Here is an 11,994-nt window from a genome sequence, read left to right as displayed (position 1 = left end):
GGAACATCAACCTGGATTCCAGCAAAGAAAAGACAGATTTCGATAATTTCTTTTCAGATAACCCAATAATATACTGGATACTATTTTCACTCGCCTCAGCATCCTTAATATTCACAGTAAATTATCTATTTGCTATTGTCGAAATTTCCTATAATCACCTGGAAGAGAGTCGAAAACTACCCTCCAATTTTAGTGAATACTCTGATAATGACTTGGCAAAAATTGCTAATCTACGAACCACTGCCCAGTCAACCACCTTCCACCTAATAATTTCCCTATACATTTTCACCCTCTGTTTCTTCAATCGAATTTGCGCAATTTTCAAAAATAACACAAAAAAACCACTTGCAACAATATCTATATTAGTTATTACAATATCAATCATCACGCCATTCATTCTATATTATTTTAAATATATTGGAAACATTACTGTTCTTAGTTTTTTCATTGCATTCGTTACGATTTTCACTTTTTTCGTTGCAGCCGATATGGTTTTTAAAATAATCGAAATAATTTTTATCTTTTTGCGCAAAATTTTTATCTTTTTGCGCAAAGTAGCCAGCGGCCGAAAAGGTAAGACCTACACTGGAGCAGAAAAGTCCTTACACTATATAATGTTTACACTTATTCCTACCTTTGCCATCTTTGCGGTAGCACTCTTTGTCCTCGGAGTCGACACATTTTCCACTACCCTATACGATCGACATGCCTACAGGACAACCCCAACACTCCTCAAAGAATTTTTCAACGACCCTGACATCGGATTTGTACTACTTATTTTCCTTGTCCTTTCTATCGCAGCCAACCTCAGTAGCACAACTTCAATCATCATTATCATCGAAGAAATTTTAAAAAACAAACGACGCCAAAAAGCCAAGAGAATAATATTAGACCCAGAGGAAAAGTCCACTCGGTCAACTATCATCTCCCACATAAAGCTAGTACTTCCGCTTCTACCTTTAACAGCATCTATAGTATTTATGCTTGCGCTAATCCACAACACACAGGTAACAAAAGGTAATCTAAGTACTGCAATTCAAATTACAGCAATTCAATTTACGGACAGTAAATATATTTGGCTGACAATGGCCTTCTCCCTGCTACTAATAGGATACATATCATTTATCCCCTATTTCCTCCTCCCCCAATGTGTCAACGGTGCTGAAAAAATAATCCTCAGAGGTAGAAAAGAAAATATAAAAAGGGAAGTGGAATGTATCTACTTTATGATAATCTCTATTTCATCAGCCCTCACCTTCTTCTGCGCTCTTATAAACTATCAAATATTAAAAATTCTTTCGCATAAAGAAATAATTATATTTTTATTAACGGCAATATTTATTTCGTTTACCCTTTGCAACGTCTCCTTAAGAAATATTTTAGACAAGAAATATGAACTCAAAAGCACAACAGAAATACGTTCAAGGACTCGTGAAGAAAATGGAACGGCCTTAATAATGACTACACTCTCTGTAATTTTAATATCATCGATTAGCTCTTGGCTTATCCCAAATATAACAAAAGGTTTTAGCGATATAGTAACAAGCCCCGGGGACACTCTGGGGTCGGTTGAGACAGACTATTCCTGCGTTTTCTCCAACGACATCAAAGAAAAAAAATCTATTGCCTTCGGTGTAATCGCAGAATCAAAACCTGAATCAGTTCATATATTCACCCCTGAATACAACCAAGAGAGAAATAGCTATGGGGAAGAAGTGGAGAATGGGAAAGTGATTCCAAATAAATTAGCAGAATCTCAAGTTAAAATTCCAGGAGGTTATCGCATCGAAAAATTTGATGGTTCCAAGCATGGATACAATCTCCACACGGGAAAATGTGAATATGTTCAAACTAGGTATTCACTTAAAGAGATATTCTATGCAGAATATATAGAGAATTCTAAAAAGCCGCCACATAAATAAAAAGTTTATGTGTATTCCCCGCCTGCATATACCGTGCAGGCGGGGCTTTTCTTTTGCCCACCGCGAGCGCAAAGGGGCGGGGTCCTCCCCTATGCTGGATATAAGCCAGCACCGGAGCAGGAAGGGCACACCGCCATGAACCTCAACAAACTCTTAACTGCGCTACGGCAACGCAAAAACACCCCGGCACTCAACCAGCAGGCCGGGCGGCGCGAACGCTACACGCACGCCCTCGAACAATTCCTCGACGGGCAGCCCGCCACACGCCTCGGCGCGGTATTCACGCTCGTAAACCTCGCGGACGGATGGCTCACCGACGCCTCCCTCCCCACGCAAGTACGCCGTGAAGAAGCCCAGACCATTATCGACGCGCTGACCGGGTGCATCCGCACGCCCTACCCCCTCGCACAGAAACGCCAGGTCCTAGAATCAGGCGGGGCCCCCGAAGGGTACGAAGGCAACTTCGCGCGCGATCAGGTGGCGCTACGCGAAGAGCAGTTGGTGCGCCGCACAGTCTTCACGGAGTTCAGCCGCCGCTTCGCCGCGGTCACCGAGCGCAACGAAAAAGGTAACGGGGAAAGCCAGCATACGGTGCCGTCGCTATCGCCGACATGGTCTGATTTGCGCTTCGACTTTGGCGGCGCGCCCATCTTCTACCCGCTACGGCAGCTGCACTTTCAGAACGCCGATTTTGCCTCCGCGACCTTCTACGGTCCGGCGGATTTTTCCGGCGCAACCTTCCACGGTGACACCAGCTTTTCCGCGGCACAGTTCACGGCTGACGCATCCTTCCACGGCGCGAACTTCAACGACTGGGTGGGGTTCAGCGCCGCGCACTTCGCAGGCGCGGCAGAGTTCAGCGGGGCACGCTTTGCAGACACGGCAAGCTTCGCAACCGTAACCTTCACCGGCGAGACTGACTTCTCAGATGCGGTCTTTTCAGCTGTGGCTGACTTCGCGGTAGCCTCCTTCGAGTCCGACGCCGACTTTTCACGCTTGAACACCGCGGGCATAGCCAGCTTCGCGGCGGTCACCTTCGACGGAAAGGCAGTATTCACCGCCTCCACGTTCCACGATGAAGCACACTTCGCCGCGTCGGTCTTCAACCGCCCGGCGGTGTTCTCCAAGTCGCTGTTCGGCGGGGCCGCGCGCTTTGCCGGTGTAGTCACCAAGCAGTCCGCAATGTTCAGCAACGTACGCTTTGCGAGCGCGGCGGACTTTAGCGGGGCGTCCTTCACGCAGTACGAGGATTTTGGTGGGGCGCGGTTCGACGGCGACGCCACGTTCAGCCGGGCGTCTTTTATTGCGCTTCCGAGGACGCGCTATGAGATGGACTTCCCGCAGGGAGCGAACTTCAGTAACGCGACCTTCGCGCAGGATGCCGACTTTAGTAAGGCGACGTTCACGGCGCATGTCGGCTTCTACAAGGCGACGTTCGCGCGGGAGGTGAGCTTCAACGGGCGAGCTTTGAGGGCGCCTACTTCGCGGATGCGACGTTCGGTCAGAAGGCGGATTTCAGGCAGACTAGCTTCGCGTATGTTAAGCCGTCCTTTGAGGCTTTGGAGAGGCGGCTGCAGAGGGCGCGGTTCTCGGCACAGGCGGATCCGCAGGATTACCTGTTCGAGGCGCGCCCGGAGAGCCCGCACGGTTTCAGCTGCGGCGAGGCGACGCTTCTTAATAGAACGTTCGTTCTCCCTATCGGTGCTGTGCTGTACGACCCGGATTCCTGGGACGAAGAGCAGCAGGAGTACACCCGCGTTAGTGAGCCTGCGCAGTAGTATCCAGAGGCCCCGCCGTTGAGGAAGCCCCACACGCAGACCCCGCCCGTGCATCCAGCGCTGGCGGGGTCTGTACTTTTGGCCAGCAACAGTCCATATCCAATAGACTTCCGGTATCCTAAAAAGAGACCGTTTCGTTCAATGAAGACAGGAGAACTGAACATATGCGTTCAGATGCAATTATAGCTTGGTCTCTACTCGTCATATTTACAGTATTGATTACGCTATTCCTAATTGCCACAAACAAATCTGAAATAAAAGATAAAATACCTCTAATACGCAATTGGAAAGTATTCTATTGTTGGCTTGGTGCAATCGCATTTCTAGGAGGTATCACGGCCTTCTTCCTACCTATTGCTCTTAACTCTGGATTTAACAAGGGTGATGATGGACCAACTCTACGACAGCTTCTTCTGTACACTACTGGTGGCATCTTAGGTGTCATCACTCTTGGTGAGACCCATCGCAAAAATAATCTTGAAAAAGATAAATTTGATGAACAAAAAAATCAATTTGAAAAACAGTTAATTAACCAAAAGGAAAACCTTAAAGAACAACTCAACAGCCAACTAGAATCCCAAAGAGAACAGATTGCAGCACAGAAAGAAAAAGATAACCAAGAATATAATCGTCAAGTACATTCAGAACGTCGCAGTCGTTACAGCAACGCCATTGAACAGCTCGCCAGTAAAGAAGCAGTAATTCGATTAGGTGGTATATATACTCTTGTAGGCCTTGTTGATGAATGGCTCGCAGATGAGGGTATAAAAGAAACTAAAGTCCGGCGCATGGAAGGACAAGTTATCATCAATAATCTTTGCGCCTACATTCGTTCACCTTTTCATCTCGCCGAGATGCGGGATGTCCTCGAACTAGAAACCCCTCCGGACACTTACAAAGGGGACTTTTCAGGAGACCAAGAAAAGTTTTTTGAAGAAGCAAATATTCGCAAATCCATATTCGAAGAAATAAATAAAAGAATTACAGTTGATATAGATCCAGATAATACAAACAACAGAAAAATTGTCGGCACTTGGAGTGACTTTAACTTCAATTTCTCCAATGCCCCCATATTTTATTTCCTTCAGTACCTTACATACGTCAATTCTTCATTCCATGGCGCAAAATTCTATGGTCAAGCATTTTTCAATAATTCACACTTCTTTGGCACCACCGACTTTACAGACGCAGTATTTTATGGAGATGCAGAGTTTGATGATGCTTTCTTTGTTGGCAATGTAAGTTTTAACTGGGCTAAATTTAATTTATCCGCATCTTTCAAATCAGCTTTTAAACAAAAAGTCACTTTTGAAGGGGCCCAATTCATTAAATCCGCAGGCTTCGCCCCTTCACTCTTCGAAGGGCCGATATCTTTTAAAGATGTGGAGTTTTCACAGGATCCAATATTTATCGAACATATACATATACCGGATGCACATCCCCACGATTGCCTATATGCACCTGCCGTATTCTCATATAAAACAAAATCTAGGGAACACAATTTTTCAGTATCATCAAAAAGTGCTTTTGGTATTACTCTCGGTCATACCTCATTCAAAAATGACGATTACGAAATTCCGATGGGAACAATGATTTTTGACCCTGATTCTTGGAGTAAAAAAGAAAATAATTACCTCGATATGAGCTCTCCTGCAAAATAGCCAGATGGGCACACAAAAGGTTGTTTAAGGCCCCGCCGACCCCTCGTCGGCGGGGCCTTCATTTATAAGCTCCTGCCAGGCAGCTTATGCGCTATGATGAATGGTAACCGTTCCTATCAGAGAAGACAGGAGAACTCTCACATGTCAGTACAAGATACTTCGTTAAATTTAGAGACTAAGGCGCCCCCACCATCCACTGAAGACCCTTGGTATATTCGCAGTTTCACCAAAACTCTTATCTGCCTTGGAGTCGGAGGGGGCGCCGCCGCGTTATTTGTTCCCCTTATACTGTGGTTTTGCTTCAACATGGACCCCATCCATGTTGACCAGCTCCGGTTACATCTTCTTTACCTAACTGGCGGCATTATCGCAATTCTAACCCTCCTGCAAACCAATTGGAGGAAAAACCAGGTCGACCGCCGTAAAGTCGATGCTGATATCAAAAAGTACGAGGAAGATGTCAAGAAGAACGACCGTGACCATATTCGCCAGGTTCAGGCAGAGCGCCGCGGCCGATATACTAAAGCTGTCGAACAACTTGGTGATGAAAAAGCTATCGTCCGCTTGGGAGGAATATATACTCTCGTAAGTCTTGTCGATGAATGGTTCACAGATGAAGGTGTCGACATTATAGTAGGGAAGAAAGAAGGCCAGGCTATTATCGACACTCTCTGTGCTTATATCCGTTCACCTTTTCCCCTTGCAGAAAATAAACATTTTCTCGAGAAGAAAAACCCAACAGATAATGAGTTGAAAAAATACAATGGAGATTTTACAGCAGACCAGAAAAAGCTTCGCGAAGAACAAGATGTACGCAGAGCAATTCTAGCCGAAATTAAATCTAGATGCAATATTTCTGGCGCCTTGGATGAAGATGGGAATGAAAGCATCTATTCAGAACTATGGCCATCATTTTCTTATGATTTTTCCTACGCAACTTTCTTCTATCCAGTATATTTCCACGGGGTTTTCTTTAAATCTGCAATGAATTTTTCGGATGCCATTTTTAAAGACTACACAAATTTCAGTAACAGCATATTTTTGGGGCATATTTCTTTCTCGTCAACCATTTTCGAGGATTTGCTCGATTTTAGCCAAACATACTTTGAAAGCCCCGCTTACTTTGAAAATGCGACCTTCCATAATATATCAAATTTTGAAAGCTCTTTCTTTTCAGAGTCAGATTTCAGCCGCGCTGAATTTAACAGCATCGCAACCTTCAGAAATTCATGTTTCGATAAATCTGTAAACTTTGACGCCACTGTATTTACTAATGTAGATTTCAGCGACGCTAATTTCAAGGAATCTGCAGATTTCAACAATACAAAATTCAAAGGGTCTGCTTTTTTTGATGGATCTACTATCGCCAATAGATCTGATGCTGATTCAGAATAATTTATAAGCATAGACTTTTGTTTCACATTCAAAGATGTTACAAAATTCGATTATGCAATATATTTTTAGTTCCTGCAGATTTCAATGGATTTATTTTAGTTCTATAAAATATTGATTGGTTTTATCTTTAAAAGGTCCCGCCGGCCCCTCGTCGGCGGGGCCTTTTTGCGCCCGCAGCGAGCGCATCCGCCCGTCACCGTACTGCCCCAAGCTGAGGCTTCGTTTATATCTGACAGCAACCCATGTCAGACAGTTTTGCACTATGCTGAAAGGTGACCGTTCCTCTCAAAAGGAGATAGAGATAGGGATATGACTAAACCGATTAAAGATCCCCAAAAGCCCCAACAGGAGCCCAGCTGGTGGAGTAGAAACTGGTTTTATACAGTCCTCATTTTGTTAGCCGTGATTGGGGTTCCTTGCGCTTTTTTCGTTCCCCCGATAATCCCCGGGCTCACCAATGATGGCAACACCGTTGTTTCCGTCCGTCAGGGTATCCTCGCGGTCTTAGCAGGAGCCCTAACTATGCTCACACTCTCGGAGACTCACCGGAAGAATAACCAAGAGAAAGAGAAAAACGAGAACGACCATACCCGTCAGGTGTATGCGGAACGACGTAGCCGCTACACCAAGGCCGTAGAACAGCTGGCTAGCGAAAAAGCAACCGTCCGTTTGGGCGGTATCTATACCCTTGTAGGCCTCGTTGATGAATGGCTTGCTGACGACACCCTCGAGTCAGAAGAACAGCAAAAAGAAGGGCAGGTTATTATCAATAACCTCTGCTCCTATATTCGTTCGTCCTTCCCGCTGGCAGAGAAACGCGAAGTTTTAGAAAAAGACCACACCACAGATGGCTACGACGGCGACTTCACCTTAGACCGGGCACAGCTTTGTGAAGAGCAGGATGTACGCCGCGCCATTTTTGAGGAAATGAGCAAGCGTAGCAGCACTGTCAGCGTGGATAAGAGTGCGGAGGTAACCGTTACCCCCGGCGCATGGAGCACCTTTGAGTTCAACTTTAGCCGCGCGCCCATTTTCTACCCTTTGAATAACCTCACCATTGAACAAGGTAATTTTGCCTCTACCCGATTCTACGGTGAAGCAAATTTCCGAGACACAAAGTTCGCCGGAGATGCAAACTTCAGAGGCGCGGCTTTCACGGACGCATACTTTTGGCATTCGACCTTCACCGGAAATGCATACTTCTGGTATTCGACCTTCACCGGAAAAGCAGAGTTCTTGCATGCGACCTTCGCCAAAGACGCATATTTCAGCAACGCGTTTGTATGGAATACGACCTTTGCCGGAGAAACACACTTCGGTAACACAACCTTCAACGGAGAAACCCACTTCGAGAACATAACCTTTAACGGAGATGCCTACTTCAACAACACAACCTTCAACGGAGAAACAGACTTCAGGAACGCGACCTTCTCCCAAGACGCAAACTTCAGCACGGCGACCTTCACCGAAAACGTAGACTTCAGGGGCGCGAAGTTCATCAGATGCACAAGATTCGGGGGTGCGAAGTTCATCAGATGCACAAGCTTCGAAGGCGCATATTTCGAAAAGTATGCACCTATATTTGCAGATGACTCTGGCACTGCCCGATTCTCTGACCGGGTCAACTGGGAAGACAGCAACTTCTCCGTTCGTTTCGACAGCCAGCCTATTAAGCTTGGCAGTGCAGAACTCGATTACGGACCCCGCACAATTCCCCACAGAGCAGTACTTTTCAACCCCAATTCATGGAATGAAGAAAGCAAGAAATACACCCACATAAGCGACCCGGCAAAGTAAAACCCGCCATTACCTCTGTCGCCGGGAAATCACATCCTGGGTAGCTCACTAGCACAGCCCCGCCTGTATCCTCTGATGCAGCGGGGCTGTGCCACGCCCGCCACCCCACCGATACACTAGAACCATGTACCGAATCATGACTGTCTGCACCGGCAACATCTGCCGCTCCCCCGTCGGCGAATACCTCATCCGCCAGCACGCCCAAGAAGCCGGCGTGCCCGTCACCGTCACCTCCAGCGGCATCAGCAACGAAGAAGAAGGCAACCGCATCGACCCGCGCGCCGCCGCGCAGCTCACCACCCGCGGTATCGACCCGTCCGCGCACCGCGCCAGCGTCTTCACCGTCGAGGACTTCGACCGCAACGACCTCATCCTCGCCATGGACGCACCCCACTACCTACGTCTCAAATCCCTCGCCCGCAACGAGGACGACAAAGCCAAAATCCGTATGATGCGCAGCTTCGACCCGAAGGTCACCACCACCCACCTGGACCAGCTCGGCATCTACGACCCCTGGTACGGTAGCGAACGCGACTTCGTGTACACCACCGACCTCATTGACGCCGCCGCACGCGGCCTCATCAACCACCTCAAGCAGAAAGGTGACGCGCAGTGAGTCAGCGTATCCCCCTGAACCAGAACCGCCGCGTCACCGGCACCACCGAAATCCTGGAGCTTTGCAAAGACATGCTGCGTCTGGAGCACGGCATCGGTAACGACTTTGACATGGACACCGCCGAATTCACCGAATTCCGTGCGCAGTTCCTTGCCGACTTCGCGCAGATCCCGCTGATTATCGGCATTGACGGCCGTAGCGGCACCGGCAAAACCAGTCTCGCCGCGCAGCTTGAGCAGGAGCTCACCGCCGCCGGACACAGCGTGCACGTGCTGCACCTGGACGACTTCTACCCCGGCTGGGACGGCCTCTTCGACGGCGTGGAGGCGTGGGATGCACTCTCCGTGCAGCTCACCGAAGGCATTGCCGGAACCTACACCCCCTGGGATTGGGAGGCGGGCGCGCCCGGTGAGGTGCGCACCGTCGACCCGGCGGCTACGCAGGTCATCATCTGTGAGGGTGTCGGCGCGATTGCTGGCGCCTGCGAGGTGCGTATCCTCGCAACCGCCCCGGACGAGGTGCGCCGCGAACGCGCTATGGCTCGTGACGGTGACACGTTCCGCCCGCACTGGGAACGCTGGGCGGCGCAGGAGGAGGCGCTGCTCGCCGAAATCCCGGAAGACTACGCGACCGTGGACTTCATCTACGACAGCGCGGCGCAGTAACAGCCGCCTACAAGACAGTAGGGCCCAATGCTTCGTGTATCTCGAGGCATTGGGCCCTACGGCTATTCAGCGGCAGTTTTACTGAGGCATGGGAGCTGGGCTAGCGGATTCCATGCGGTCTTTATCCCAGTAGGTTGAAGTACTGCTCGGCGCGTGCGTGGAGGCAGTGCCGTCTTTGCCGTTACCCGGGTTGTTGTTAGAAAGCACAGCGAGGATTGCAAGCAAGACGCAAGCTATGAGCAGCAGGATGCCTAGCAAATATTTGTAATAGTGGTTGCGCATCTGAGGTTGCCCCTCCGGTCGTATCGTGTGGTATGACCAACGTAAGTTATGCGGTCGCCCCGAGCAATGCTTCTCAAGAATATTTCTCAAATATTTCTTCAGCGCTGGGGGGGGCTGAGCGGCAGGATAAGCCAAGCCGCTCAAGGGGCGGTGTTATCCGTAAGCGACATCAGGGTGTCCGAAGCGAAGCGAGGACGGGTGCCCCTGTAGGAGCGTGGATAACACCGTCCCTTTGCTGTACCTGCGCAGGTGAGCGCCGCCTTCCAAGCCAGCCAGAAGGCTGAGCACGAAGGAACCAAGCGGAGCCCTCCCAACCCAGCTCAAAAAAATATCAAACATTTAACTTACGAAGCCACGCCCAATTCTGCTACCGTGAACAAGTTGTGCTTCCAGCCTGCGCAAGCTCACCCCCGGATCCGGTACCGCCGCATCCACGTCTTGTAGAGCCGCAGGCGCCGTTGCACGCGCATCACACAGAAAGAAAAACTAAGACTAATGTCTTCGAAGTCGGTTAAGACCTCCTTCGGGCTATCGCCCCTTTTCATTGTTGTTCTGGCGCTGTTGACCGCTATCGCGCCGCTCGCTACGGATATGTACCTGGCGGCGCTGCCCGCAGTCGCTGAGAATCTGAACACCACCAGCACGAACGCCTCCCTGACGTTGAGCGCGTTCATGGTGGGTATGGCGCTCGGCCAGCTGGTCGTGGGTCCGCTGTCGGATAAGACGGGCCGCCGCAAGCCGCTGCTGATCGGTGCGGTGGTTTGTTTCATTGCGACGGTGGCGTGTGGTTTCGCGCCGAATATTGAGCTGCTGATTCTTGCGCGTTTCATGATGGGCTTCACCGGTTCGATTGGTGCGGTGCTGGCGCGTTCTATCGTGGCTGATACGACTGAGGGTCTGGCGACCGCTAAGCTCATGGGCGTCATGATGATGATTAACGGCTTCGCGCCGGTGCTTGCGCCGCTGTTTGGTGGCTGGGTGCTGTCGTGGGGTAGCTGGCGCGATATTTTCCATGTGCTGGGCGTGATTACCGCGATTATGATGCTCGGCGTAATCTTCGTGATTAAGGAGACCCTGCCGGTGGAGGAACGCTACCAGGGCACTGCCCTGAGCGTGTACTCGGAGCTGCCGAAGGTCTTCAAGATTCGCCGCTACCTGGGTTTTATGCTGACGATGTGCTTCGCGTTTGGTGCGTTGTTCTCGTATATTTCCGGTTCGACGTTTGTGTTGCAGAAGATTCTGGGCTTGTCCGAGACTGAGTTCACGATCGTGTTCGGTGTGAACTCGATTGGTATTGTGCTGTTCAGTGCGATTGCAACGAAGCTGGTTGGTCGTGTGGCGCAGCGTCGCATCGTGAATATCGGCGTGGTTAGCCTGCTGGTGGTGTCTTCGCTGCTGGTGGTTAGCTTCCTTATCGGTATTTCGCTGGTGCCGACGCTGGTTCTGCTGTTCCTGCTGACCAGCTCGTGCGGCCTGATTTTTGGTAATGCTTCGGCGTTGGCGTTGAACGAGGCGCGCCACATGGCGGGTAGTGCTTCGGCGGTGATGGGTACGGTTCAGGCGATGCTGGGTGCGTTGGCGGCGCCGCTGGTGTCGTTTGCCGGTGAGCATGAGTACCTGCCGATGGGCTTCTCCATTTTTGGTTTCGCGGTCCTGACGGCGCTGGTGCTGTGGACTACGCCGCGTAAGGATTCGGACTACTCGGCTGACGGCAAGAGCCATGAGGCTCCGGCGGCGGGCCACTAGCCTGTTGTTGATTTTTGTGTAGCTAAAGCCCCGGATGGGCGACCCGCTAAGGGTTGCGCGTCCGGGGCTTTGCTGTGCCCGTACATGAAGCGTAGGGGCTGCCGCGTTTTCCGGATGCGCCCTCAGGGTGTC

Annotated in this window: 8 protein-coding genes; all 8 read left to right on the top strand. The window is 50.0% G+C overall.

Annotated elements, in window-relative coordinates; translation table 11 throughout:
- A partial coding sequence (locus HMPREF2712_RS02075) for a hypothetical protein (RefSeq protein ID WP_168167584.1) occupies window positions 1-1,922 on the top strand: 1,922 nt, incomplete at its 5' end.
- A gap of 135 nt (window positions 1,923-2,057) precedes the next feature.
- The gene (locus tag HMPREF2712_RS02070) at window positions 2,058-3,722 is read left to right on the top strand and encodes a pentapeptide repeat-containing protein (protein ID WP_246828655.1); all 1,665 of its coding nucleotides are present in this window, start codon (window positions 2,058-2,060) and stop codon (window positions 3,720-3,722) included.
- A gap of 142 nt (window positions 3,723-3,864) precedes the next feature.
- Window positions 3,865-5,361, top strand: a complete 1,497-nt coding sequence (locus HMPREF2712_RS02065; protein WP_070819143.1) for a pentapeptide repeat-containing protein — start codon at window positions 3,865-3,867, stop codon at window positions 5,359-5,361.
- Between the two features lie 141 nt (window positions 5,362-5,502).
- Window positions 5,503-6,756 carry a pentapeptide repeat-containing protein gene (locus HMPREF2712_RS02060; RefSeq protein WP_070819142.1) on the top strand — a complete coding sequence of 418 codons (1,254 nt, stop codon included), beginning with the start codon at window positions 5,503-5,505 and terminating at the stop codon, window positions 6,754-6,756.
- A gap of 309 nt (window positions 6,757-7,065) precedes the next feature.
- Window positions 7,066-8,553, top strand: a complete 1,488-nt coding sequence (locus HMPREF2712_RS02055; RefSeq protein WP_070819141.1) for a pentapeptide repeat-containing protein — start codon at window positions 7,066-7,068, stop codon at window positions 8,551-8,553.
- A gap of 124 nt (window positions 8,554-8,677) precedes the next feature.
- Window positions 8,678-9,169 carry a low molecular weight protein-tyrosine-phosphatase gene (locus HMPREF2712_RS02050; RefSeq protein WP_070819140.1) on the top strand — a complete coding sequence of 164 codons (492 nt, stop codon included), beginning with the start codon at window positions 8,678-8,680 and terminating at the stop codon, window positions 9,167-9,169.
- Window positions 9,166-9,834 carry a nucleoside/nucleotide kinase family protein gene (locus HMPREF2712_RS02045; protein WP_070648822.1) on the top strand — a complete coding sequence of 223 codons (669 nt, stop codon included), beginning with the start codon at window positions 9,166-9,168 and terminating at the stop codon, window positions 9,832-9,834. The genes HMPREF2712_RS02050 and HMPREF2712_RS02045 overlap by 4 nt, the downstream gene beginning before the upstream one ends.
- A 777-nt stretch (window positions 9,835-10,611) precedes the next feature.
- Complete coding sequence (locus HMPREF2712_RS02040; RefSeq protein WP_070819139.1) at window positions 10,612-11,862, top strand: multidrug effflux MFS transporter; 1,251 nt, start codon at window positions 10,612-10,614, stop codon at window positions 11,860-11,862.
- The last annotated feature ends 132 nt before the right edge of the window (window positions 11,863-11,994 follow it).

Source organism: Rothia sp. HMSC064F07 (assembly GCF_001837265.1).
In the GTDB taxonomy this organism is placed as follows: domain Bacteria; phylum Actinomycetota; class Actinomycetes; order Actinomycetales; family Micrococcaceae; genus Rothia; species Rothia mucilaginosa.
This window is presented reverse-complemented; position numbering and strand designations above follow the sequence as displayed.

Bases quoted from the DNA above. Each gene is read 5' to 3' on its own strand.
- HMPREF2712_RS02060 (WP_070819142.1), top strand. From the start codon at position 5,503: ATGTCAGTACAAGATACTTCGTTAAATTTAGAGACTAAGGCGCCCCCA.
- HMPREF2712_RS02065 (WP_070819143.1), top strand. From the start codon at position 3,865: ATGCGTTCAGATGCAATTATAGCTTGGTCTCTACTCGTCATATTTACA.
- HMPREF2712_RS02070 (WP_246828655.1), top strand. From the start codon at position 2,058: ATGAACCTCAACAAACTCTTAACTGCGCTACGGCAACGCAAAAACACC.
- HMPREF2712_RS02055 (WP_070819141.1), top strand. From the start codon at position 7,066: ATGACTAAACCGATTAAAGATCCCCAAAAGCCCCAACAGGAGCCCAGC.
- HMPREF2712_RS02050 (WP_070819140.1), top strand. From the start codon at position 8,678: ATGTACCGAATCATGACTGTCTGCACCGGCAACATCTGCCGCTCCCCC.
- HMPREF2712_RS02040 (WP_070819139.1), top strand. From the start codon at position 10,612: ATGTCTTCGAAGTCGGTTAAGACCTCCTTCGGGCTATCGCCCCTTTTC.